This window comes from Sphingobium fuliginis, assembly GCF_015074805.1.
In the GTDB taxonomy this organism is placed as follows: Bacteria; Pseudomonadota; Alphaproteobacteria; order Sphingomonadales; family Sphingomonadaceae; genus Sphingobium; species Sphingobium fuliginis.
Genome location: NZ_CP060035.1, coordinates 3206489 through 3230055, shown reverse-complemented (window position 1 = coordinate 3230055; position 23567 = coordinate 3206489). Strand labels below are relative to the sequence as shown.

At 66.1% G+C, this 23567-nt stretch carries 28 protein-coding genes; 15 read left to right on the top strand and 13 right to left on the bottom strand.

The window, feature by feature from the left end:
* Positions 1-31: 31 nt before the first annotated feature.
* A complete protein-coding gene (locus H5V43_RS15655; RefSeq protein WP_025549350.1) occupies positions 32-703 on the top strand; it encodes a queuosine precursor transporter in 672 nt (223 codons plus the stop codon).
* Positions 704-728: 25 nt separating this feature from the next.
* Positions 729-1646, top strand: a complete 918-nt coding sequence (gene argB / locus H5V43_RS15650) for an acetylglutamate kinase (protein WP_025549349.1) — start codon at positions 729-731, stop codon at positions 1644-1646.
* A 55-nt stretch (positions 1647-1701) separates the two neighbouring features.
* Here argB and H5V43_RS15645 read toward each other — a convergent pair whose 3' ends face one another.
* Positions 1702-2265: a GNAT family N-acetyltransferase gene (locus tag H5V43_RS15645; RefSeq protein WP_244968630.1), complete on the bottom strand. Its 564-nt coding sequence runs from the start codon at positions 2263-2265 to the stop codon at positions 1702-1704.
* Between the two features lie 169 nt (positions 2266-2434).
* On the opposite strand from H5V43_RS15645, the gene H5V43_RS15640 reads away from it, so the two are divergent.
* From H5V43_RS15640 to H5V43_RS15620, 5 genes are read left to right on the top strand one after another with little or no spacing between them, the layout of a single operon-like run.
* Positions 2435-2725, top strand: coding sequence for a YggT family protein (locus H5V43_RS15640; protein ID WP_007688568.1), 291 nt, complete (start codon positions 2435-2437; stop codon positions 2723-2725).
* The gene (locus tag H5V43_RS15635; RefSeq protein ID WP_025549347.1) at positions 2722-3051 is read left to right on the top strand and encodes a DUF167 family protein; all 330 of its coding nucleotides are present in this window, start codon (positions 2722-2724) and stop codon (positions 3049-3051) included. The genes H5V43_RS15640 and H5V43_RS15635 overlap by 4 nt, the downstream gene beginning before the upstream one ends.
* Positions 3048-3941: a bifunctional methylenetetrahydrofolate dehydrogenase/methenyltetrahydrofolate cyclohydrolase FolD gene (folD, locus tag H5V43_RS15630; protein WP_025549346.1), complete on the top strand. Its 894-nt coding sequence runs from the start codon at positions 3048-3050 to the stop codon at positions 3939-3941. The genes H5V43_RS15635 and folD overlap by 4 nt, the downstream gene beginning before the upstream one ends.
* The gene (locus H5V43_RS15625; protein ID WP_025549345.1) at positions 3938-4606 is read left to right on the top strand and encodes a Cif family virulence factor; all 669 of its coding nucleotides are present in this window, start codon (positions 3938-3940) and stop codon (positions 4604-4606) included. The genes folD and H5V43_RS15625 overlap by 4 nt, the downstream gene beginning before the upstream one ends.
* Complete coding sequence (locus tag H5V43_RS15620) at positions 4603-5220, top strand: MarC family protein (RefSeq protein ID WP_025549344.1); 618 nt, start codon at positions 4603-4605, stop codon at positions 5218-5220. Before H5V43_RS15625 ends, H5V43_RS15620 begins: the two co-directional genes overlap by 4 nt.
* A 102-nt stretch (positions 5221-5322) precedes the next feature.
* Here the strand turns inward: H5V43_RS15620 and H5V43_RS15615 are convergent, their stop codons facing one another.
* From H5V43_RS15615 to coxB, 10 genes are all read right to left on the bottom strand, one after another.
* Positions 5323-6204: a class I SAM-dependent methyltransferase gene (locus H5V43_RS15615; protein WP_025549343.1), complete on the bottom strand. Its 882-nt coding sequence runs from the start codon at positions 6202-6204 to the stop codon at positions 5323-5325.
* 1 nt (position 6205) lies between these two features.
* Complete coding sequence (gene thrC / locus H5V43_RS15610) at positions 6206-7606, bottom strand: threonine synthase (protein ID WP_025549342.1); 1401 nt, start codon at positions 7604-7606, stop codon at positions 6206-6208.
* 44 nt (positions 7607-7650) lie between these two features.
* Positions 7651-8277 (bottom strand): SURF1 family cytochrome oxidase biogenesis protein, encoded by a 627-nt coding sequence (locus tag H5V43_RS15605; protein ID WP_025549341.1) that lies wholly within the window; start codon positions 8275-8277, stop codon positions 7651-7653.
* Positions 8274-8684, bottom strand: coding sequence for a DUF983 domain-containing protein (locus tag H5V43_RS15600; protein ID WP_025549340.1), 411 nt, complete (start codon positions 8682-8684; stop codon positions 8274-8276). Before H5V43_RS15600 ends, H5V43_RS15605 begins: the two co-directional genes overlap by 4 nt.
* A 72-nt stretch (positions 8685-8756) precedes the next feature.
* Positions 8757-9587 carry a cytochrome c oxidase subunit 3 gene (locus H5V43_RS15595; RefSeq protein WP_025549339.1) on the bottom strand — a complete coding sequence of 277 codons (831 nt, stop codon included), beginning with the start codon at positions 9585-9587 and terminating at the stop codon, positions 8757-8759.
* A gap of 36 nt (positions 9588-9623) precedes the next feature.
* Positions 9624-10199: a cytochrome c oxidase assembly protein gene (locus tag H5V43_RS15590; RefSeq protein ID WP_025549338.1), complete on the bottom strand. Its 576-nt coding sequence runs from the start codon at positions 10197-10199 to the stop codon at positions 9624-9626.
* Positions 10199-10330, bottom strand: coding sequence for a hypothetical protein (locus tag H5V43_RS23795; RefSeq protein WP_255308763.1), 132 nt, complete (start codon positions 10328-10330; stop codon positions 10199-10201). The genes H5V43_RS15590 and H5V43_RS23795 overlap by 1 nt, the downstream gene beginning before the upstream one ends.
* Complete coding sequence (locus tag H5V43_RS15585; RefSeq protein WP_044661408.1) at positions 10327-11247, bottom strand: heme o synthase; 921 nt, start codon at positions 11245-11247, stop codon at positions 10327-10329. Before H5V43_RS15585 ends, H5V43_RS23795 begins: the two co-directional genes overlap by 4 nt.
* 117 nt (positions 11248-11364) lie before the next feature.
* A complete protein-coding gene (gene ctaD / locus H5V43_RS15580) occupies positions 11365-13032 on the bottom strand; it encodes a cytochrome c oxidase subunit I (RefSeq protein ID WP_044661407.1) in 1668 nt (555 codons plus the stop codon).
* 18 nt (positions 13033-13050) lie between these two features.
* The gene (coxB, locus tag H5V43_RS15575) at positions 13051-14064 is read right to left on the bottom strand and encodes a cytochrome c oxidase subunit II (RefSeq protein WP_025551904.1); all 1014 of its coding nucleotides are present in this window, start codon (positions 14062-14064) and stop codon (positions 13051-13053) included.
* Positions 14065-14305: 241 nt separating this feature from the next.
* Between coxB and pyrE the strand changes: the two genes are divergently transcribed.
* Genes pyrE through H5V43_RS15550 form a run of 5 tightly spaced genes read left to right on the top strand, consistent with a single transcriptional unit; the run spans position 14306 to position 18054 of the window.
* Positions 14306-14887, top strand: coding sequence for an orotate phosphoribosyltransferase (gene pyrE / locus H5V43_RS15570; protein WP_025551902.1), 582 nt, complete (start codon positions 14306-14308; stop codon positions 14885-14887).
* A 3-nt stretch (positions 14888-14890) separates the two neighbouring features.
* A complete protein-coding gene (locus H5V43_RS15565; RefSeq protein WP_025551900.1) occupies positions 14891-15628 on the top strand; it encodes a pyridoxine 5'-phosphate synthase in 738 nt (245 codons plus the stop codon).
* Positions 15625-16026, top strand: a complete 402-nt coding sequence (acpS, locus tag H5V43_RS15560; protein WP_044661404.1) for a holo-ACP synthase — start codon at positions 15625-15627, stop codon at positions 16024-16026. The genes H5V43_RS15565 and acpS overlap by 4 nt, the downstream gene beginning before the upstream one ends.
* Before the next feature lie 31 nt (positions 16027-16057).
* The gene (gene lepB, locus H5V43_RS15555) at positions 16058-16948 is read left to right on the top strand and encodes a signal peptidase I (RefSeq protein ID WP_025551898.1); all 891 of its coding nucleotides are present in this window, start codon (positions 16058-16060) and stop codon (positions 16946-16948) included.
* A 23-nt stretch (positions 16949-16971) separates the two neighbouring features.
* A complete protein-coding gene (locus H5V43_RS15550; RefSeq protein WP_025551896.1) occupies positions 16972-18054 on the top strand; it encodes an AI-2E family transporter in 1083 nt (360 codons plus the stop codon).
* 160 nt (positions 18055-18214) lie between these two features.
* Here the strand turns inward: H5V43_RS15550 and H5V43_RS15545 are convergent, their stop codons facing one another.
* Together H5V43_RS15545 and rpsU are read right to left on the bottom strand one after the other, a co-directional pair.
* Positions 18215-18778 carry an FKBP-type peptidyl-prolyl cis-trans isomerase gene (locus H5V43_RS15545; RefSeq protein WP_025551895.1) on the bottom strand — a complete coding sequence of 188 codons (564 nt, stop codon included), beginning with the start codon at positions 18776-18778 and terminating at the stop codon, positions 18215-18217.
* Between the two features lie 88 nt (positions 18779-18866).
* The gene (gene rpsU, locus H5V43_RS15540; RefSeq protein ID WP_004208618.1) at positions 18867-19073 is read right to left on the bottom strand and encodes a 30S ribosomal protein S21; all 207 of its coding nucleotides are present in this window, start codon (positions 19071-19073) and stop codon (positions 18867-18869) included.
* A gap of 223 nt (positions 19074-19296) precedes the next feature.
* Here rpsU and H5V43_RS15535 point away from each other — a divergent pair, with 223 nt between their 5' ends.
* The 3 genes from H5V43_RS15535 to H5V43_RS15525 all read left to right on the top strand — a co-directional run bounded on the left by H5V43_RS15535 (position 19297) and on the right by H5V43_RS15525 (position 23520).
* Positions 19297-20067: a class II aldolase/adducin family protein gene (locus tag H5V43_RS15535; protein WP_025551892.1), complete on the top strand. Its 771-nt coding sequence runs from the start codon at positions 19297-19299 to the stop codon at positions 20065-20067.
* A gap of 286 nt (positions 20068-20353) precedes the next feature.
* Positions 20354-22222 (top strand): CHASE3 domain-containing protein, encoded by a 1869-nt coding sequence (locus H5V43_RS15530; protein WP_025549869.1) that lies wholly within the window; start codon positions 20354-20356, stop codon positions 22220-22222.
* Between the two features lie 50 nt (positions 22223-22272).
* Entirely contained in the window at positions 22273-23520 is a 1248-nt protein-coding gene (locus H5V43_RS15525; RefSeq protein WP_025549868.1) for a putative DNA modification/repair radical SAM protein, read from the top strand.
* The last annotated feature ends 47 nt before the right edge of the window (positions 23521-23567 follow it).

The window sequence follows — 23567 nt, the reverse complement described above, 5'->3', positions numbered from 1 at the left end:
CACTCCGCCGAAACCCCGGTAAGTGCCGGCAATGGCTTCGCATCCCGCGCCCATTGCGCGTTCGCTTTTCGTCTTTTCGATCTTCTACGGCGGCATGGTCTGCATTGCGGGCGTGCTCGGCAACAAACAGGTGACGCTGGGGCCGCTGTCCGCCATCGGTCCCTGGTTCGGCCTTGGTCCGCTGGCGGTGGAGGCAGGCATATTCGCCTTCCTGCTGCTGGTGACGATTTCCAGCGCCGTGGCGGAACTGCATGGCCGCGCCGTCGCCAACCGGCTGGTGCAGGTGGGCTTCCTGCCGCTGATCGCCTCCATATTGCTGTCCATCGTCGTGCTGTCCGTGCCCGCCGCCAGCGACATGGACCCGGCAAGGCGCGACGCCTTCGCGCTGATGATGGGCGGCACGCCGCGCATCTGGCTGGGCGGGATCATCGCCTATGGCATTTCGCAGACGCTGAACGTCACCCTCTTCGCTGCGCTCAAGGGGCGGGAGGGCAGCCGCCTGCTCTGGCTGCGCGCCGCGGTCGCAAGCATATTGTCGCAGATCGCGGATACCCTGCTCTTCGTCTCCATCGCCTTTTACGGCGTGTTCCCGATCGAAGAGCTGCTGCTGGGCCAGATGCTGGCGAAGATCACGCTGTCGGCGCTGCTCGTGCCGCCCGTCATCTATGCGCTGGTCGCGCTGGGGCGGCGGCTGGATCGTTAGCTTGCGGCTGGGCGCATAGTGCCCTATGCGCCCGCGCATGAACAGCAAGCACGCCCCCGATCCGGCGCTCCTCGCCAAGGCCGAAACCCTCGTCGAAGCATTGCCCTATATGCAGCGATATGCGGGCAAGACCTTCGTCGTGAAATATGGCGGCCATGCCATGGGCGATCCGGAGGCGGCGCGCGATTTCGCGGAGGATGTCGTGCTGATGAAGGCGGTCGGCATCAATGTCGTCGTCGTCCACGGCGGCGGACCGCAGATCGGCGCGATGCTGAAGAAGCTGGGCGTCGAATCGCAGTTCGTCGGCGGCCTGCGCGTCACTGACAAGGAAACCGCGCAGATCGCGGAAATGGTGCTGGCCGGATCGATCAACAAGGAGATCGTGGGCTGGATCTCCGGCGCTGGCGGCCGCGCGGTCGGCATTTCGGGCAAGGATGGCGGCCTGGTCCTCTGCGAAAAGGTGCTGGGCAAGCGGGAGGCGGACCCCAATTCCGGCATAGAACGCAATGTCGACCTGGGTTTTGTCGGCGATCCGGTGCGGGTCGACCGCAGCATCCTCGACACGCTGACGCAGAACGGGATCATTCCGGTGGTCGCGCCGGTGGGCATCGGCGCGGACGGGCACACCTACAATGTCAATGCCGACACCATGGCAGGCGCCATAGCGGCGGAATTGCAGGCGTCGCGCTTCTTCCTCCTCACCGACGTGGCGGGCGTGCTGGACAAGCAGGGCCAGTTGCTGACCGATCTCGACCCGGCGGCGATCCAGGGACTGGAGGAGGACGGCACCATCAGCGGCGGCATGATCCCGAAGCTGGAAACCTGCGTCCGTGCGGTGGAAGGCGGGGTGGACGCCGCCGTCATCCTCGACGGCCGGGTGCCGCATGCGATGCTGCTGGAAATCTTCACCGATCGCGGTGCGGGCACGTTGGTGCACCGGTGATCGGACGGTAAGGCCATGTGCTCCCGCCCGCGCAGGAGCACACCCATCTGCCTCTTCAACGTCCCTTGAGAAGCAGCGCCGGATCGGCCCAATGATAGCGCTGCTCCGGCAAGGTGCGCCCATTGGGACCGGCTTTGGCCGTATTTTCCACCACCAGCCCGCCGCGATGCCCATAAAATCCCCGCGCCGCATGATTGTCGGCATAGCACCAGAGGTACAGGCCGTTTCCGGGGAAATGCTCCAGCGACCATCGGGCCGCCTCGGCCAACAAGGCGCTGCCCAGCCCCTTGCCCCTGGCGTCCGGCAGGGCATGGAGATTGTCGACCAGCGTGCCCCAGCGCGGATGATCCGCGCCGACCAGGCAGGCGAAGCCGACCGGCCGCCCCCCCTCTTCCACGACGATGATCCGCTGTGTGGGCGCTGCTTCGGCCAGCCGCCGCCTCCAATGCGCCAACCGCTCCGCCTCGATCCCGCCCGCCAGATAGGCCGGGTCCATGAAATGCGCATAGGCGCTGCGCCAGCTTGCCACATGGCAGGCGGCGATCAGCGGAGCGTCCTCGGGCGTGGCGTCGCGAAATTCCATGGGGCGGGGTATAGCGGCGGGGCTGGCGAAATCCATGCCGCTGGCCGAACGGGCCTTGCATCTGGTGGAATAATCCCCCACCGCGCTGGCGATGTGGGCATCCCCTCGGCTCCATCAGCTTTGCTTTCCGCGATTTCCGGGCCGTCTGATGTTCCATCCGGCTTGAAATCGCTCTAGAGCGAATGCCCATCAATTCGGAGATCGCATGGCCTACGCCCTCTATCAGATCATCGTCATCCTGCTCGATGTGCTGTGGTGGATCATCATCATCCAGGCCATCATGAGCTGGCTGATCGCCTTCAACGTCGTCAATCTCTCCAATGATTTCGTGCGCACCGTGATGGTCGCGCTGGATCGGATGACGGCGCCCATCTACAATCCCATCCGCCGGGTGCTGCCGGACCTGGGCGCGCTCGACCTGTCGCCCATGGTCGTGCTGCTGGGCATTCTCATCATCCGCCAGGCCATATTGCCGCCGCTGTTCGGGCTGGTGTGACGGTCTGGAGCCGGGACGGCGACGATCTCCTCCTCTCCGTCCGCCTGACGCCGGGCGCGACGCGGGAGGAGGTCGGCGGCGTCTGGACGGACGACAGGGGCGCGGCGTGGCTGAGCGCCCGCGTCCGCGCCGTGCCGGAAAAGGGCAAGGCCAATGCGGCGCTGATCGCGCTGCTGGCAAAGCGGCTGGATTGGCCCCGCAGCGCGATTTCGCTGGAATCGGGCGACACCAACCGGCTAAAGCGGCTGCGGATCAAGGGGGGCGGTGAAGCGTTGGCCTATGGCCGGCTCTCCACCATTATCGAAGAACAGGGTGAAGCATCATGACCATCGGCAAGATCATCGACGGCAAGGCCTTTGCGGAGACGCTTCGCGGCAAGGTCGCGGACGGGGTCGGCGCTTTCATAGCGAAGACGGGACGCAAGCCGGGTCTGGCCGTGGTGCTGGTAGGCGAGGACCCGGCCAGTTCCGTCTATGTCCGCAACAAGGGCAAGATGACCGTCGCCGTGGGCATGGAAAGCATGGAGTTCAAGCTGCCCGCTTCCATAGGCGAGGAGGAATTGCTGGACCTGGTCGAAGAACTGAATGCCGACGACCGGGTGGACGGCATCCTCGTCCAGTTGCCGCTGCCGTCGCACATCAACGAAGCATCGGTGATCGGCACGATCGATCCCGCCAAGGATGTGGATGGGTTCCATGTCGTCAATTCGGGCCTGCTCGCCACCGGGCAGGAGGCGCTGGTGCCCTGCACGCCGCTGGGCTGCATCATGCTGCTGAAGGATGAGCTGGGCGACCTTTCCGGCCTGGAGGCGGTGGTCGTCGGCCGCTCCAACATCGTGGGCAAGCCGATGGCGCAATTGCTGCTGGCGGAAAATTGCACGGTCACCATCGCGCACAGCCGCACGCGGGACATCGCCTCGGTGGTGCATCGCGCCGACATCGTCGTCGCCGCCGTGGGCCGGGCGGAAATGGTGAAGGGCGAGTGGATCAGGCCCGGCGCGACCGTGATCGACGTCGGCATCAACCGCATCACCGATACGGATGACGGCAAGAGCCGGATCGTCGGCGACGTCGCCACGGCCGAGGCGCTGGCGCATGTCCGCGCCATCACCCCGGTGCCGGGCGGCGTCGGGCCGATGACCATCGCCGTCCTGCTGCGCAACACGCTGGTGGCGGCGCATGCGCGGGCCGGACTGCCCAAGCCGGAGGGGCTGTGAAGGCGCGCGCCGCGCTTCTTGCCCTGACATTGCCGGCGCTGGTGGGCGCGCGCCCGCCCATGCGTTATCAACCCGATCCCAGTTCCGTGTTCGCCGCCGAACTCGCCTTCAACCGGCTGGCGCAGCAGAAGGGGCAATGGACCGCCTTCCGCGCAACGGCGGCGGACGAGGCGGTGATGTTCGTGCCGCAGCGGGTGCTGGCGAAGCAATGGCTGAAGAGCCGCGCCGATCCGCCCGCCCCGGTAAGCTGGACGCCGTCGGCCATCTATGTGTCCTGCGACGGCAATCTGGCGGCCAGCACCGGCGGCTGGAAGCGGCCGGACGGATCGGTCGGCTATTTCACCACCATCTGGCAACGGGACAGGAAGGGCGAATGGAAATGGATCATGGACCATGGCGACACGCTCGCCAGCGCCCGTGAAGCGCCCGAATTCCTCATCGGCAAGGTCGCGACCTGCAAGCGCGGCCGCGCCGGCGACGGCCCCCGGCCGGCCGTTCCCCCTCCGGATCGCAAAACGGGCGGGATACAGCCGGTTCCCCGCGACGAAAGCCTGAGCTGGAGCGCAGAGGCCGCCGCGGACGGCAGCCGCCGCGTGACCGTGCGCATGTGGAACGGCACCGGCTATGAAACGGTGATCGACGACAGGGTGGCCGCGGCGCCATGACGGAACTGTTCATCTCCGCCTTCGTCACCCTGTTCGTGGTGATCGACCCGCCGGGCTGCGCGCCGATCTATGCCAGCCTCACCACCGGCGCGACGCAGATCCAGCGGCGCGGCATGGCGATCCGCGCCGTGGCCATCGCCGCAGGCATCCTGCTGCTGTTCGCGCTCTGGGGCAAGCAGTTGCTGGGCGTCCTGGGAATAGAGCTGGACAGTTTCCGCATCGCGGGCGGGATCATGCTGTTCATCATCGCCATGGACATGGTGTTCGAAAAGCGCACCCAGCGGCGAGAGGACCGGGCCCAGAAGATCGCGGAGACGCCCGAGGTCGAGGATGTTTCGGTCTTCCCTATGGCGATGCCGATGATCGCCGGGCCGGGTTCGATCGCCACGGTCATGCTGCTGATGTCACGGGCGGAAGGGCTGAGCGAGCGGCTGGTGGTGATCGGCGCGGTGGTCGTGACGCTGGTGCTGATGCTGGGGTCGCTGCTGGCGGCGGGGCCGATCATGGCGCTGCTCGGCGCCAAGATCGAAGCGGTGATCACGCGGCTGCTGGGCGTCCTGCTGGCGGCACTGGCCGCTCAGTTCGTGATCGACGGGCTGAAGGCCAGTTTCTAAAGCGCACCGCGTTAATCGGCCGCGGGCAGGAGCCGGTCGACACGTCTGGACCGCGCAGACGGAACAAACTTCAGCCGCCCGTCGCCCAATGACGGAATGGACTCAGCGGCTCCACCGGGCCCAGATCGCAGTGGGCAGCATCAATCCGCGCGCCTCTTCGCGCACCGCCAGTTCGCCCGCTTCCACGGTGCCCGGCAGATCGGCAAAGGCCTGGCGCAGCAATTCCCCGATGGCCAGCGCCGACATGCGCACGGCATAGACGGTCAGGAACAGAAAGCGGCTGTCCGCATCCAGCAATTGCCGGCAATGGGCGATCAGCCCCGGCAGATCCTCCTCCAGCCGCCAGACCTCACCATCGGGCCCACGGCCATATTTGGGGGGATCGAGCAATATGCCGTCATAGCGCCGCCCGCGCCGCACCTCGCGCGCGACGAACTTCGCCGCATCGTCGACGATCCAGCGGACCGGCCGGTCCTCCAGCCCCGACAGCGCGGCGTTGGCCCGCGCCTGCGCCACCGACTTCTTGGAGGCATCGACATGCACCATCTGCGCGCCCGCCGCCGCCATGGCCAGCGTGCCGACGCCGGTATAGCCGAACAGGTTCATCACCTGCGCCTGATCCCCGGCGCTGACCTTGTCCGCGACCTTGCCGCGCATCCAGTCCCAGACCGGCGCCATGTCGGGAAAGAAGCCCAGATGGCGAAAGGGCGTGCAACTCGCCTGGAACGTCACCTCGTTCCAGCGCAGGGGCCAGCCTTCGGCCGGCACGGGGCGCTCGTAGAACCAGCGCCCGCCGCCCTCCTCGTCGGAACCGGGGACGAATTCGCCGTCGGCTTGCCAACCGTCCTGCGCCGGCGCCCACATCGCCTGCGGCTCCGGCCGGATGAAGCGGTAACGGCCATAGCGCTCCAGCTTCCGCCCATGACCCGAATCGATCAGGCCATAGTCCGGCCAGGGCTCACCGATGAGGGTCTGAAGGTTCACCTCAGCCCCTCGGCGTCGCCCGCTCCGCGACATAGGCCGTGACCGCGTCGAAGGTGCCGGGCAGCTTGGCATAGGCCTCTTCCCGCGCGAACAGGTCGCCCACGCGCGAAGGCAGCGAGGGGCGGATTCCCGTGGCCCGCTCGACCGCCGTGGGGAACTTGGCCGCATGCGCCGTCGCCAGCGTGACCACCGGCACCGCCGGGTCGAGGTCGATCGCCCGCGCCGCCGCCAGGCCAACCGCGCTGTGCGGATCGATCACCTGCCCCGCCGCGTCATAGGCCCAGCGCATCGCCATGGTCATGGCGTCGGCATCGACCCGCGCCGACGCGAACAGCGCCGATGCGCCGTCCCGCTGCGCATTGGTGAGGCGCATCGCCTTGCTCACCTCGAATCCCTTCATCTGCTCCGCCAGCGCCCTGCCGTCGCGCCCGCCCGCGTCGAACAGCAGCCGCTCGAAGTTCGAACTGACCTGAATGTCCATGCTGGGGGTGGCGGTCGCCACCACCTGCCCCTGGCTATAGTCACCCTCCGACAGCGCGCGGTGGAGGATGTCGTTGACGTTGGTCGCGACCATCAGTTTCGCGACCGGCAAGCCCATCTTCGCCGCGACATAGCCCGCGAACACATCACCGAAATTGCCGGTGGGGACGGAGAAGGCGATGGCGCGTTCGGGCGCCCCCAGACGAACCGCGGCGTAGAAATAATAGACGACCTGCGCCATCAGCCGGGCCCAGTTGATGCTGTTCACCGCCGACAGGTTGAAACGGCGCGCGAAGCTGGCGTCGTTGAACATCGCCTTCACCAGCGCCTGCGCGTCGTCGAAGCTGCCGTCGATGGCGATATTGTGGACATTGGGCGCCAGCACCGTGGTCATCTGCCGCCGCTGCACGTCCGACACGCGGCCGTCCGGATGCAGCATGAAGATGTCGATCTTCTCACGTCCGGCGACCGCATCGATCGCCGCCGATCCGGTGTCGCCGGACGTCGCGCCGACGATGGTCAGATGATCGTCCCGACGCGACAGGAAGCGCTCGAACAACTGGCCCAGCAGTTGCAGCGCCACATCCTTGAACGCCAGCGTCGGCCCGTGGAACAGCTCCAGCAGCCAATGCCGGTGGTTGAGCTGCACCAGCGGCGTCACCGCGTCATGGCTGAACCGGCCATAGGCGGCGGTGCACAACTCCCGCAATTCCTCTTCGCCCAGCGATCCGGCGACGAAAGGCGCCATGACCCGTACCGCCGTTTCGACATAGGAAAGGCCCGAAAGCGCGCGAATCTGGTCTGCGGAGAAGCTGGGCCAGCTTTCCGGCACATAGAGACCGCCATCGGACGCCAGCCCGGCCAGCGTCACATCCTCGAACCCGAGCGCAGGCGCGCTCCCTCTGGTGCTCACATAGTGCATGATGGGGTAGCGCGGTAACGCCGGACGCGCCTTCGGGCAAGCTTTTAAGGTCGCGGCGTCCGTCTGCGCAACGCGAGGAGGTAGATGACCGCCGCGATGCCGGCGAAGAAGAACCATTGCACGGCATAGGCCAGATGGTTGTTGGGCACGTCGGCGGCGGTGGGCGGCGCCAGCGGCTTGAGACCCGGCACCGGTTCTCCGGCGATCAGCATGGGCCGCAAGGGCATGGCCCGGCCGCCGATCCGCGACAGGAGCGAGCGGTGATCGGGTTCCTCCCCGATCCAGCCGCGCATCTGACCGCCCTGCCATTGGGGCTTGGCGTCCGGCGTCCTGGCGACGCCCGCCGCCACCAGCACACCCGGCCCCTCGATGCCCGTCGCGCATTCGGCAATATAGCGGTAGCCGACCGATCCATCGGCGGCCCGCCCGGCTTCGCTGCGCCAACGAACGACGCGAAGGCAGTGGGTGGAGGAGCGCCGGAACAGAAGTTCGGGCGGCACGGGCGGATGGGCGGGAAAGGCGATGGCAGGCTTGGCCGGATTCGCCGCGACCAGGCTCAGCGTCGCCTCCTTCTCCGCCCGGCGTTGAAGCTGCCAGACGCCGAGGCCGATCATCACCAGCACCGCCGCCGCGACGATAAGCGTCGGGACAAGAGGCAGGCGGCGGCTCATGCCTCGCGGTCCCCGGCGGTCAACCGTCCCTCGCGCGCCTTGTTGCGATATTCCAGGATGAGCAGAGCGCCCTTCGCCACCCGCAGGCTGCCGATCACGGCCAGGACGGTCAGCGGCGTCCAGAGCAGGATGTGCAGCCAGAGTGGCGGGTGGACCTTCAATTCCAGCATCAGCGCCATCGCCACCATCAGCGCGCCGATGATCAGCGTCAGGAAGGCGGCAGGGCCGTCCCCGACATTGAACTGGCCATAGTCCAGCCCACAGGACCGGCACGAAGCGGCAAAGCGAACGGGCCCCGCGAACAGCGTCGACGCGCCGCATCGCGGACAGGCGCCCATGGCCGAAGCGATCAACAGCGGCTGCGGCATGGGGGATTGAGGATCTGGCGAGGACATGGGGTCAGGCATAATGCCCGCCGCCGAAAAAGAAAACGGCCGGAACAGGTCCGGCCGTCTTTCGCAAATCCATCGGCGGAAGGATCAACCGCCGTGGACCGGCGCGCCCCAGCCGCCCCAGACATAGATGGCGACGAAGAGGAACAGCCACACCACGTCGACGAAATGCCAGTACCAGGCAGCCGCCTCGAAACCGAAATGCTGGCGCGGGGTGAAGTCGCCCCTGTGCGCGCGGATCAGGTTCACCAGCAGGAAGATGGTGCCGATCAGCACGTGGAAGCCGTGGAAGCCCGTCGCCATGTAGAAGGCGGAGCTATAGGGGCTGCCGCCGAAGGGGAACGGCGCATGGGCATATTCATAGGCCTGGATGGAGGAGAAGAGGACACCCAGGATGACCGTCAGCGTCAACCCCTTCTTCAGCCCCTCGCGGTCGCCGTGGATCAGCGCATGGTGCGCCCAGGTGACGGTCGTGCCCGAGCAGAGCAGGATCAGCGTGTTGAGCAGCGGCAGTTCGAAGGCGTTCATCACCTCGATGCCCTTCGACGGGAACAGGCCCTCGATCGGCGCCAGCTGGCTGGGGAAGAGCGAGAAGTCGAAGAAGGACCAGAACCAGCCCACGAAGAACATGACTTCCGACGCGATGAACAGGATCATGCCGTAGCGCAGGTGAAGCTGCACCACCGGCGTATGATCGCCCGCATGCGCCTCCGCGATGACATTGGCCCACCAGCTGTACATGGTGAACAGCACGCCCGCGACGCCGATCAGGAACACCCAGCCGCCGCCGGCGGGCAGCGCATCGGGATGCATCCACATGATCGCGCCGAAAGCCATGACCAGCGCCGACATGGAGCCGAAAAAGGGCCAGATGCTGGGCGGAAGAATATGATAATCGTGGTTCTTGGCGCCTGCCATGACGTTTCTCATCCCCGTTCGCGTTATGATTGTGCCTTAGCTTGGCTTCTTGTCCTGCTCAACAGGATAGAAGGTGTAGCTGAGCGTGATTTCCTGCGTGTCCTTATTGTCGGCGTCCGTCAATATCTTCGGGTCGACATAATAGATCACCGGCATGCGCACCTGCTCCCCCGGCTGCAGCGTTTGCTGGGTGAAGCAGAAGCACTGGATCTTGGTGAAATAGGCGCCCGCCTGGAGCGGCGTGACGTTGAAGCTCGCGGTCCCCGTCACCGGCTTGTCCGACATGTTCTTCGCCACGAAGATCGCCATGTTGCGCGCGCCGACCGTCACGGTCTGGGTGCGGCGTTCGGGATGGAACTGCCACGGCATGCCCGGCGCCACATTGGAATCGAAGCGGATCGACATGCGGTGGCCCACCGCTTCCCTGACCTGCACATCGGCGGCCGCCCGCTGCGTGGTGCCGCCGAAGCCGGTCTGCTCGCAGAACATGCGGTAGAGCGGCACGGAAGCGAAACCCAGGCCCAGCATGGCGAGACCGACGCCCGCCATGCCGATCATGGTCCGCCGGTTGCGGCGGTCCCGGTCGAAAGGCGATGGCGGCAGGCTCGCCATCACTGGCCGCCGCCGATCTTGGCGATGGTGATCGCGTAGAAAAGGATGACCAGCGCGCCCAGCAGCACGCCCGTCACGATGGCGCGGGATTTCTGCCGCGCGCGGACCTGCCGGTCTTCCTCGGGGGTCATGCGGCCACCCAGCGGTCCACGACCACCGCGCCGAAGAGGAGGAAGAGGTAGAGGACCGAATATTTGAACAGGCGCTTTTCCGGGGTCATGCGCGCGGGATCGCTCTCGCGCCGGCGGAACACCTGAAAGGCCAGGGCCACGAACAGCGCCGTGCCGAGCAGGGCCGTGGTGCCATAGATGGGCCCGGTAAGGCGCAGCAGGACCGGCGCCATGGCGGCGACGGCCATGATCGCGGTGTAGAACCAGATCTGGCGCCGCGTCGCCACCTCGCCGGAAACGACCGGCAACATGGGAATGCCGGCGGCGGCATAATCCGTCTTCACGAACAGGGCCAGCGCCCAGAAATGGGGCGGCGTCCAGAAGAAGATCAGCATGAACAGCGCAACCGGCAGGGCGCCGATGTCGCCCGTCACCGCCGCCCAGCCGATGACGGGGGGGAAGGCGCCCGCCGCGCCGCCGATGACGATGTTCTGCGCCGTCCTGGGCTTGAGCCAGATGGTGTAGACGAAGACGTAGAAGAGGATCGACACGGTCAGCACCGCCGCCGCCAGCCAGTTGGTCGCGACGCCCATCAGCAGGACCGAGAAGAAGGAGAGCCCGACACCGAAATGCAGCGCCGACTGGCGGTCCATCCGCCCGGCCGGCAGCGGCCGGTTGGCCGTGCGCTTCATCTTCGCGTCGATGTCGGCTTCATACCACTGGTTGAGCGTCGCCGCGGCGCCCGCGCCCAGCGCGATGCAGAGAATCGCCGTGAAGGCCAGAACCGGATGGATATGCCCCGGCGCCGCGAGCAGACCGCACAGCCCGGTAAAGACGACCAGCGTCATCACCCTGGGCTTGGTCAGCGCGACGAAGTCCCGCCAGTGCGCGGGAATCACAGGAGCCGAACCTTCGGTCATGATCGGCGTGCTTGCCATAATCTCCTCATGCGGCAACCCGGCGCGACGGCCGCGCCGGGATCGCCCTGATTCCGGAATTGGCGGCCTTTACGCCAATCCGGGCGTTCCGGCAAACCGGAACGCCCTTGCCTGCGGTCAGTCGATGACCGGCAGCGTCTCGAACTGGTGGAAGGGCGGCGGGCTGGACAGGGTCCATTCCAGCGTCGTGGCGCCTTCGCCCCACGGATTGCCCTCCGCCTTCTTGCCGGCGACCAGCGACCAGACAAGGTTGACGAAGAAGATCAGCATGCCGGCCGCCATGATCTCATAGCCGTGGCTGGCGACCTTGTTCCAATAGGCGAAGGCTTCCGGATAGTCGGGATAGCGGCGCGGCATGCCCGACAGGCCGAGGAAGTGCATCGGGAAGAACAGCATGTTCACGCCGACGAAGAACACCCAGAAGTGCAGATGGCCGAGGAACTCGTTGTACATCCGGCCCGACATCTTCGGGAACCAGTAGTAGAAGCCGGCGAACAGCCCGAACACCGCGCCCAGCGACAGCACATAGTGGAAATGCGCGACCACATAATAGGTATCGTGCAGCACGTCGTCCACGCCGCCATTGGCCAGCACCACGCCGGTGACGCCACCCACGGTGAACAGGAAGATGAAGCCCAGGGCCCAGACCATCGGGGTCTTGTAGCTGATCGACCCGCCCCAGATCGTCGCGATCCAGGAGAAGATCTTGATGCCGGTCGGCACCGCGATCACCATGGTGGCGGCGGTGAAGTACATCTTCACGTTGACCGACATGCCGGTGGTGAACATGTGGTGCGCCCAGACGACGAAACCGACGACGCCGATCGCGACCATGGCGTAGGCCATGCCGAGATAGCCGAAGACCGGCTTGCGGCTGAAGGTCGAGACGATCTGGCTGATGATGCCGAAGCCCGGCAGGATCATGATGTACACTTCGGGGTGGCCGAAGAACCAGAAGAGATGCTGGTACAGTTCCGGATCGCCGCCGCCGGCGGCATCGTAGAAGGTCGTGCCGAAATTACGGTCGGTCAGCAGCATGGTGATCGCGGCGGCAAGCACGGGAAGCGCGAGCAGCAGCAGGAAGGCGGTGACCAGCACCGACCAGACGAACAGCGGCATCTTGTGCAGGGTCATGCCCGGCGCGCGCATGTTGAGGATGGTCGTGATGAAGTTGATCGCGCCCAGGATCGAGCTGGCGCCCGCGATGTGCAGCGACAGGATCGCCATGTCGACCGCCGGCCCCGCCGAGCCGCTGGTGGAGAGCGGCGCATAGACCGTCCAGCCGGTGCCCGCGCCGTTTCCGGTGCCGCCGGGCACGAAGGTCGAGCCGAGGAGCAGGACGAAGGCGGGGATGAGCAGCCAGAAGCTGATATTGTTCATCCGCGGGAACGCCATGTCCGGCGCGCCGATCATGATCGGTACGAACCAGTTGCCGAAGCCGCCGATCATCGCTGGCATCACCATGAAGAAGACCATGATGAGGCCGTGGGCGGTGATCAGCACGTTCCACAGGTGATAGGCCTGGTCCAGCGTCGCTTCGGGACCGTCGCTGAACTGCGCCCAGGTCTGGAGATACTGGATGCCCGGCTGCGCCAGTTCGGCGCGCATCAGGCCGGAAATCGCGCCGCCGATGATGCCGGCGATGATCGCGAAGATCAGGTAGAGCGTGCCGATGTCCTTATGGTTGGTCGACATGAACCAACGCTGGAAGAAGGCCGGCTTGTGGTCGGCGTCATGATGCTCATGAGCATGATCGCCGTGATGATCTGCGGTAATGGTGGTCATGGCGTCTATGCCCTTACATCAAAGCTTGGCGGCAGGAGCGGCGGCGGGCGCGGCGGCTTCGGCCGTGGCCGCGGGTGCGGCGGCCTTCAGCGTGCCGCCCTGCGACAGCAGCCACTGGTCGAACTGCGCGGGCTCCAGCGCCTCGATCGCGATCGGCATGAAGCCGTGGCGCGCGCCGCAAAGCTCGGAACACTGGCCGTAATAGACGCCCGGCTTCTCGATGGTGAAGCTCTTCTCATTCAGGCGGCCCGGCACCGCATCCATCTTCACCCAGAGCGAGGGGACCGCGAAGCTGTGGATCACGTCGGCGCCGGTGATGATCAGCTTGATCGGGCGGCCGACCGGCAGGACCAGACGATTGTCGGGCGCCAGCAGATAGGGCTCGCCATTCGCCTCCGCCTTGTCCTTGGGCAGCATGTTCGAAACGAATTCCGGAATGCCGTTGTCGGGATATTCATAGCCCCAATACCATTGATAGCCGGTGACCTTGACGGTCAGCGCATCCTTGGGGGCGGGCTTGTACTGGTCCGCCAACAGGCCGATCGACGGCACGGCGATGGCCAGCAGGATCACGACCGGCACCACGGTCCAGATCACCTCGATCACCGTATTGTGCGATGTCTTGGACGGCGTCGGATTGGCGCTGCGGCGGAACCGGACCATCACATAGAGCATCAGGACCAGAACGAAGATCGAGATGATGGTGATGATCGGCACCAGCATCACGTCATGCAGCCAGCGCGCCGTGTGCCCGGTGGGCGAGAACTGCTTCTGGAGGGTGATTTCGCCCGGCATCGGCATGCCGATGCCCGGAGTGGGCTTCATCCGGGGCGGCGCGGCCACCTTCGCCGCGGGCGCGGCATCCGCGGCGGGCGCCGCTGCATTGCCGGCCGAATCAGCGGCCGCGGCTTCGTTCCCGGCGGCTGGAGCCGCGACGGCGGCATTGTCCTGGGCCAGTGCCGGACCGTTCATGGCGAGCGTGGGCGCAAAGGCCAACAACCCGGCGAGAACGAGCGATTTCACCTTGTTCATAAGCGTCTTCTTACCCCGTAACCCCTTGGCGCCGCTGCAACGAAGACACACGCATACACGTCCCCCCCGCCCGTATCGGTCTGCCGCGGCTTATAAGCATCTTTTTTTACGCCTCAAGCTTCCACAACCAGATTTTCTTCGCTGTTGCAACGCCTAGTTGGTGAGCCTATCTCGCTCTCCGCGCACAGGGGCGCGATCATGGGGCGACCCATGAAGGGTAAGCCATGGATCGAAGACACGGATGACCGACGAGGAAGTATTAGCGGAATTCAGGGCTGCAGGCGCGTTGCTGGAGGGGCATTTCATTCTGTCCTCGGGCCGCCGCAGCGCCAATTACCTGCAGTGCGCGCGCGTGCTGATGAACGCGGAACGCGCGGGGCGGCTGGCGCGCGCCACGGTGCAGAAGCTGCCGCGCGAACTGCGGCAGGAAATCGACCTGGTGGTCTCCCCTGCCATGGGCGGCCTCATCATCGGCCATGAAATCGGCCGCGCGCTCGACAAGGATGCCGTATTCCTGGAACGCCCCGAAGGCACGTTCGAACTGCGCCGCGGCTTCGCCATCGCGCCGGGGCAGAAGGTGCTGATGGTGGAGGACGTCGTCACCACCGGCCTCTCCTCCCGCCAGGCGATAGAGGCGGTCGAGGCGGAGGGCGGCATCGTCATAGCGGAAGCCGCGCTGGTCGACCGTTCCGCCGGAGAGGTGGAGCTGGGCGTGCCCTTCTATCCGCTCGTCAGCATCAACTTCCCGGTCTACGACGCCGATCAGGTTCCGCCCGAACTGGCGGCGATCCCGGCGATCAAGCCCGGCAGCCGGAAGCAGTAGCCCATGTCCCGAACCCCCGCTCATCTGCGCCTGGGCGTCAACATCGATCATGTGGCGACCATCCGCAACGCGCGCGGGGGAACGCATCCCGATCCCGTCAAGGCCGCGCTGCTGGCGGCCAAGGCGGGCGCCGACGGCATCACCGCCCATCTGCGCGAGGACCGGCGGCATATTCGCGACGAGGACATCGCCACGCTGATGGCGGCGCTCACCGTGCCGCTGAACCTGGAAATGGCGGCGACGCAGGAAATGCTGGGCATCGCGCTCCGGCATCGGCCGCATGCCGCCTGCATCGTGCCGGAAAAGCGGGAGGAGCGCACCACCGAAGGCGGGCTGGACGCGGCCGGGCAGATCGAAGCTCTCGGCCCGATCGTCGATGCGCTGGGCAAGGCCGGCGTGCGCGTCAGCCTGTTCATCGAGCCCGATGCCGCGCAGATCGAGGCGGCCATGCGCCTGGGCGCGCCGGTGGTCGAGTTGCACACCGGCCGCTACGCGCATCTGGAGGGTTCCGAACGGGCGGAGGAACTGCGCAGGCTGGCCGATGCGGCGGCGCTGGCGGCGAAGAACGGCATCGAACCCCATGCCGGCCATGGCCTGACCTTCGACAATGTCGGGCCGGTCGCGGCGATCCCCCAGGTCGCCGAACTCAACATCGGCCATTTCCTGATCGGGGAAGCGATCTTCGGCGGGCTGGAGAGCAGCATCCGCGAAATGCGCCGGCAGATGGATCTGGCCCGTTGATCGTCGGCCTCGGCTCCGACCTCTGCAATATCGAGCGGATCCAGAATTCGCTCGACCGCTTCGGCGAGCGGTTCGAGAATCGCGTGTTCACCGATGTGGAGCGGGCCAAGGCCAACCGCCGCCCCTTCACCAGGGCGGGCACGCTCGCCAAGCGCTTCGCCGCCAAGGAGGCTTTTTCGAAAGCGGTCGGCACCGGCTTCAACCGCGGCGTGTTCATGAAGGACATCGGCGTCGTCAACGGCCCCAGCGGCGCGCCGACGCTGCACCTGACCGGCGGGGCGCTCGCCCGGCTGGAATCGCTGGTTCCCGCCGGGCATCGGCCGGTCGTTCACCTGACGCTCACCGACGATCATCCATGGGCTCAGGCCTTTGTGATTATCGAAGCCCTGCCGTTATAAGCGTCGCACCTCTCCAGCCGGAAATCCTCCCATGACGGCAGCCGACATGACCGAAAACGAATCCGCCCCGTCCGAACAGCCCAGCCCGGCTTCCGAACCGGAAAAGGCATCCCTCGACTGGTGGCACGAGGCGAAGAGCATCGCCCTGCTGATCCTGGCGGTGCTGGCCTTCCACAGCTTCGTCGCCAAACCCTTCTACATTCCCAGCGAATCGATGATGCCGGTGCTGTTGAAGGGCGACCGGCTGGTGGTCAGCAAATATCCCTATGGCTGGTCCTATGTCTCCCCCAGCTTCCACCCGCTGCCCTTCCTGAAAGGCCGGATCTTCGGGCGTTTGCCGGAGCGGGGCGACATCGTCATCGTCTCTCCGCAGAACAAGCGGGAGGATTATATCAAGCGGGTCATCGGCCTGCCCGGCGACATATTGGAGGTGCGCGGGGGGCAGGTCGTGCTGAACGGCGTACCCGTGCCGCAAAGGGTGCTGAAGCCCATCCGCATTCCCGTGGACGGCAACGCGCCCTGCCCGCCCATGCAATTTCCCGGCGCGCTGGTGACGGACGCCAACGGCAAGAGCTGGTGCGAACTGCCGGTGCGGCAGGAGGTGCTGCCCAATGGCAGGAGCTATGTCACCATCGACATGGGGCCAAGCACGCTCGACTGGTACGGGCCAGTGCGGATTCCGGCGAATCACGTTTTCCTGATGGGCGACAATCGCGACAACAGCGCCGACAGCCGCGCACCGCTGGAGGAGAACGGACTGGGCGGGCCGGTGCCGTGGGAAGCCATTGGCGGGCGGGCGGAATTCATCACCTTCTCGCTCGACGGCGATGCATCCTGGAACCCGCTGAGCTGGCTCCATGCCTTCCGCAGTGGCCGCGCGGGGAACAGCCTGCGCCCGGCGAGCGTTACCCCGCCGAAATAAGCATTTCACGATAGGGGCTTGGGTTGAGCGGGACGAAAATCCACATAGAGGAACCCGGCCCCAGCGAGTTGCGCAGCCCGCTGGTCCAGCATGAGATAAAGCGGGCCGGCGTGTGGTTCGCCATCGGCATCGCCATCGCCCTGCTCGTCCTGCTGGCGCAGCCCATCATGCTGATCATGGGCGCGCTGGTGCTGACGACGATGATGGACGGCGGCACGCGGCTGCTGGGCCGGGTGCTGCCCATCGGGCGCGGCTGGCGGCTGGCCATCGTGCTGATCGCCGCCCTCGCCTTCCTGGTCTATACCTTCTACCTGACCGGATCGAGCCTGGCGGCGCAAGCGCAGGCGATGCGGGTCATCGTGGAGACGCAGGTGAACCGCATCGGCCAGTGGCTCCAGCAACTGGGCGTCACCACCACGCCGGAGGATTTCAAGAGCCTGGCGCAGCAGGCGATGAGTTCGCTCGGCCGGGTGACGGCGGCGGTCGGCACCATGGTCGGCGCAATCACCAGCGGCGTGATGATGCTGGTGCTCGCCATCTTCATCGCGATCGAGCCCAAGCTCTACGAGCGCGGCGTCGCCTGGATGCTGCCGATGGACAAGCGCGGCCGCTTCTACGCCATTGCCGACAGGATGGGCTGGACCTTGCGGCGGCTGATGTTCGGCCGGCTGATCGGCATGGCGGTGGAGGGGGTGGGCACCTGGCTGCTGCTCTGGGCGGGCGGCGTGCCGATGGCGGGGCTGCTGGGCATATTGACCGGGCTGTTCGCCTTCCTGCCCAATATCGGGTCGATCATATCGGGCGTGCTGATCGTGCTGGTCGGCTTTTCCGCCGGCGTGGATGCGGGGCTCTACGCTTTCGGGGTCTATCTGGTGGTGCAGATCGTCGACGGCTACCTGATCGTGCCCATGGTGGCCAAACGCGCCACCGATCTGGCGCCCGCGCTCGTCCTTGCGGCGCAAATCCTCTTCGGCGCGCTGTTCGGGATCATGGGACTGTTCCTCGCCGACCCCATCGTCGCGATGATCAAGGTCTATCTGGAGGAGCGGTCGAAAGCGCTGGAGGCGGAGAATGACAGGAGCGCGGCGGTTCCGGTCGCAGGATAGATGGTCGCCGCGCCTAATCCCTACATTAGCGGATCATGGCACGGCCTGAACCGGGCTCCCGTCTCCGCAGCAGCGGGTTGCAGATGGACAAGGCAAATCCGCCAAGAAAAAGGGCCGGGAAAATCCCGGCCCCTTTTTCGCTTTTCGACTGTTGCCGACCTTATTGGCCCGGCACGCCCTGCGGCATTCCGCCCTGCTGCTGCATCATCTGCTGCATGCGCATGATGTCCGCCTTGGACTTGAAGTCATGCAACTGGACGTCGAACACCAACACGGAATTGGCCGGGATCGGCCCCGCCGCCTGCTCGCCATAGCCAAGCTGCGGCGGAATCCACAGGCGATACTTGCCGCCCTTCTTCATCTTCTGCAGGCCTTCGGAGAAGCCGGGAACCACGCCGTCCACCGGCATGGCGGTCTGCGGATTCTCGTCGAACACCGTACCGTCGAGCAGCGTGCCCTTATAGCCTACCAGCGCCACGTCGGCGGGCGTCGGGCTGGGACCGGCGCCTTCCTCCAGCACCTTGAACTGCAGGCCCGATTCGGTCGTCACCACGCCCTCTTCGCCGCCATTATGCGCCAGGAAGCTGGCGGGCGAAGGCTTCACGCCCTGCTGCCCGGCCCAGGCCAGGCCACCGGCCGCCAGCGCCACCACGGCGACACCCACCCAGAGCCGCGTCAGCGACCCCCTGGCGATAGGATGAAGGGGAACGGCCGTGGTCGACATGGCTTAAGCCTCGCAAATTGGTGCGGGTGATGTTTTCTGTCAGCAGAGGGACGGGACGATCGGTCGACCGTCCCGACAAAGGCGGTCCTTAACGGACGCCGTCGCGCTCGGCGCGCTTGCGCTCCAGCTTGCGGGCGCGGCGAACGGCGGCAGCCTTTTCGCGCGCGCGCTTTTCGGACGGCTTCTCATAGTGACGGCGCAGCTTCATCTCGCGATACACGCCCTCGCGCTGCAGCTTCTTCTTGAGCGCGCGCAGGGCCTGGTCGACATTGTTGTCGCGAACGATGATTTGCATAAGCCAGTCAAACTCCAGTCGAAAACGGACGGATCGCCAGGAAACATAACCCTTCCCGACGGGCCGCCCGAATGAAATAGCGGTGAGTCGCCGCAGGTCACCCTGCGCCGTGTGGGGCGCGCCCTACCAGCAGAGTCGCGCAAATTCAACCCAAAAGCCGTTTTTCTCGACAGGGGCGCGGGACAGGCAGATAGTCGCCCCATAAACAAGGAGGAGGATCGCCATGGCAACTGCCGCCAGGACCACAGGCCAGCGCCCCGACATGTCGGCCACGGAATGGGCCGCACGCCAGCAACTCGCCGCCTGTTACCGCATTTTCGACCATCTCGGCTGGTCGGAGCTGATCTACAACCACATCACCCTGCGCGTCCCGGAGGAGGAGAACGCCTTCCTCATCAACCCCTTCGGCCTGCTCTATGGAGAGGTGACGGCGTCGAACCTCGTCAAGATCGACATGGACGGCCATGTGCTGGACGGCAGCCCCTATCCGGTGAACCGCGCCGGCTTCACCCAGCACAGCGTCTTCCACCGCCACCTGCCCGACGCGCATTGCATCATCCACACCCACACCACCGCCGGCATGGCCGTCAGCGCCACGCGGGAGGGGCTGACGCCGACCAATTTCTACGCCGCGGCCTTCATCGGCCGAATCGCCTATCATGACTTCGAAGGCGTCACGATCCGGGCGGAGGAAGGGGAACGGCTGATCGCCCATCTGGGCGAGCGGCGGATCATGATGCTGCGCAACCATGGCACGCTGGTCATGGCGCAATCTCTGCCGGAAGCCTTCCTGATCCAGTGGATGCTCCAGCGCGCCTGCGAAATCCAGGTCGCGACCGGCGCCGCCGGAACGCCGGTCGACATCCCGCCGGAGGTCATCGCCGTGCACCAGCGCGACCTCAGCGGCGTGCAATTGCCGCTCGGCCCGGGCGTGCCCGATTTCGAAGCGATGGTGCGCAAGATCGACCGGATCGATTCGAGCTGGCGGGACTAGAGCCAATCGACATTCAGATGATGACGAGCCGAAAATGGTGGTTTTCCGTGACCCGGCGCGCAGCCTACGCAAAGTAGGTGAGCACCGGAAGCACGGAAAAGCGTCATTTGCAGGCCGTCAGGGCTGAATGTCGATTCGCTCTAGACGGTTTCGACCACGGCTTCTTCCTTCGGGAGGGACGAGCCCGCCAAGGGTGGCCAAGCCAGGCAGGCCTGCCAGACCTCACCTGATTACAACAGCCTATCGCCGCTTGCTCCCCGCGCCATATTTTCGCATGTTCCACCCCATGCCCGCGATCCGCCCCGAACGGTCGATCTTCCTGCTGCTGTTGGCCTTGCTGATCGTCGGGTTGGCGTTCGGCAGCACCTATTGGCTCTATGCGGTGCAGCAGCGGGTCAACATCTGGGTTCAGCACACATTGCGCGTCGAGAACCAGCTTTCCGCGCTGCTGCTCCACGCGCAGGAGGCCGAAAGCGCGCAGCGCGGCTTCATGCTGACGCGCAAGGATTCCTTCCTCGGCCCCTATGAGGTCTTCCGCGGCCAGTGGCGGCAGGAACTGGCCGCCCTGCGCATGGAGGTGCGCGACAATCCCCCGCAGGCCCGATCGGTGGAGGAGCTGGAGGAGTTGCTCGACGACCGCCTGTTCCTGATGCGCACGGGCATAGAAAGGCGGCGGCGGGGCGAGGTCGTGCCGGCGGGCGACTTCGATGCGGGCATGGTGACGATGGCCCGCATCCGCGCGCTGGTCGCGACGATGCGGGCGCGGGAAGCGCAGCTGCTGAAGGGCCGGACCGCCAATGACAACCGCCTCAGCACCATGGTTTCGGCCGGGCTTGCGGTGTCCGCCGTGCTGATCACCCTGTTGGGCGCGGTGGCGCTGCGCACCGCCTATCGCCGCGTGGCCGAGGCCACCGAAAGCCAGCAGGCGCTGGCCGACATCAACCGGCGCCTGATGAGCGAGGCGCGGGACCGCGAAACGGCCGAGGGGCAATTGCGCCAGATGCAGAAAATGGAGTCGATCGGCCAACTGACCGGCGGCATCGCCCATGACTTCAACAATATGCTCGCCATCGTCATCGGCTCGCTGGACATCGTCCGGCGGCGGCTGGCGCCGGACGCCGACACCCGGGTCGTCAGGGGCATCGACAATGCGACCGAAGGGGCGCAGCGCGCCGCCCAGCTTACCGCCCGGCTGCTCGCCTTTTCCCGCCAGCAGCCGCTCGACCCACAGCCGACCGACGTCAACAAGCTGGTCGGCGGCATGTCGGAACTGCTGCGCCGCACCATCGGGGAGAGCATTCGGGTGGAAACCGTGCTGGCGGGCGGGTTGTGGCGGGCCAGCATCGACGCCAGCCAGCTCGAATCGGCCATCATCAACCTCTGCGTCAATTCGCGCGACGCCATGCCCATGGGCGGCCGGCTGACGATCGAGACGGCCAATGCCCATCTCGACGACGCCTATGCCGCGGTCCATGGCGATGTCGCGGCCGGCCAATATGTGATGGTATCCGTCACCGACAGCGGCACCGGCATGCCGCCCGAGGTGGTGGAGCGCGCCTTCGACCCCTTCTTCACAACTAAGGGCGTGGGCAAGGGCACCGGCCTCGGCCTCAGCCAGGTCTTCGGCTTCATCAAGCAGTCGCGCGGCCATGTGAAAATCTATTCCGAACCGGGCGAAGGCACGGTCATCAAGATCTACCTGCCGCGCCATTACGGGCCCGAACCGGCCGCCGGCACCCTGATGGCGGCGCCTGCCGAACTGCCCCGCGCCCGGGGCGAAGAGATCATCCTGGTGGTGGAGGACGAGGAACGCGTCCGGCACATGTCCGTCGATTCGCTGCGCGAGCTGGGCTACACCATCGTCCAGGCCTCCGACGGCGAACAGGCGCTGGCGATGCTGGCGATCCAGCCGCGCATCGACATGCTGTTCACCGACGTCGTCATGCCCGGCATCAACGGGCGCGTGCTGGCCGACCGGGCGCGGGCAAGCCATCCCGGCCTCAAGATCCTCTACACCACGGGCTACACCCGCAACGCCATCGTCCACAACGGCATGCTCGACCCCGGGGTCTCCTTCCTCGCCAAGCCCTTCACCCTCGGACAGCTGGCGGTGAAGGTCCGCCAGGTTCTGGACGCCGAGCCAGCGCAAGCCTGACTGATCGAGATTATGGACAGGGGAGATCGGGGAACATATGATGAACAGTCATGGCCACCCTCTCCACCCGACAGAAGCTGGAAATCCTTGCCGACGCCGCCAAATATGACGCATCCTGCGCGTCGTCCGGCACGGCGAAGCGCGACAGCGCGTCGGGGCGGAAGGGCGGCATCGGCTCGACCGAGGGCATGGGCATCTGCCATGCCTATGCACCCGATGGCCGCTGCATTTCGCTGCTCAAGATCCTGCTGACCAACAGCTGCATCTTCGACTGCCATTATTGCATCAACCGCCGGTCCAGCGACGTGCGGCGCGCCCGCTTCACCGTGCGGGAAGTGGTCGACCTGACGCTCAGCTTCTACCGCCGCAACTATATTGAGGGGCTGTTCCTTTCCTCCGGCATCATCCGTTCGTCCGATTACACGATGGAACAGATGGTGGCGGTGGCCCGCAGCCTGCGGGAAGAGCATGATTTCCGCGGCTATATCCACCTCAAGACCATTCCCGACGCCGATCCGGAACTGGCGCATCAGGCGGGCCTTTATGCCGACCGGCTGTCGATCAACGTCGAACTGCCCACCGAGCAGGGCCTGCGCAGTCTGGCGCCGGAGAAGGACAAGGACCGGATCGAAAGCGCCATGGCGGGGATGCGCGACGCCATGGAGGACGGGTCGGACGCCAGCCGCCGCTACACCCATGCGCCGCGCTTCGCCCCGGCCGGCCAGTCCACCCAGATGATCGTCGGCGCGGACCAGGCGGACGACCGCGCCATCATCCGGCGCGCGAGTTCGCTCTACAGCCGGCACAGGCTGCGCCGCGTCTATTACAGCGCCTTCTCGCCCATCCCCTCGCCCAGCAGCGTGCTGCCTTTGAAGCGTCCGCCGCTGATGCGCGAGCATCGGCTCTACCAATCCGACTGGATGATGCGCTTCTACGGCTATTCGGCGCAGGAACTGGAAAGCGCCACCGATCCCGTCACCGGCTGCCTGCCGCTCGACATCGATCCCAAGCTCGCCTGGGCGCTGCGGCATCGGGATTCCTTTCCGGTCGACGTCAACCGCGCCCCGCGCGAAGCGTTGCTGCGGGTGCCGGGGCTGGGCGTGAAGGCCGTGGACCGGATCGTCGCCAGCCGCCGCCATCGCCGGCTCCGGCTGGACGATGTCGCGCGGCTGACGCAGAGCATCGCCAAGCTGCGCCCCTTCCTGGTCGCGGCCGACTGGCGGCCGGTGCATCTGGCCGACCGGCTGACCCTGCCCATGGCGCCCCCACCCGCGTCACAATATGAGCTTTTTCCGTGAGTCGCGCGCATTTTGCCGTTGATCGGACGGGCGGTTCATGTTTTCCT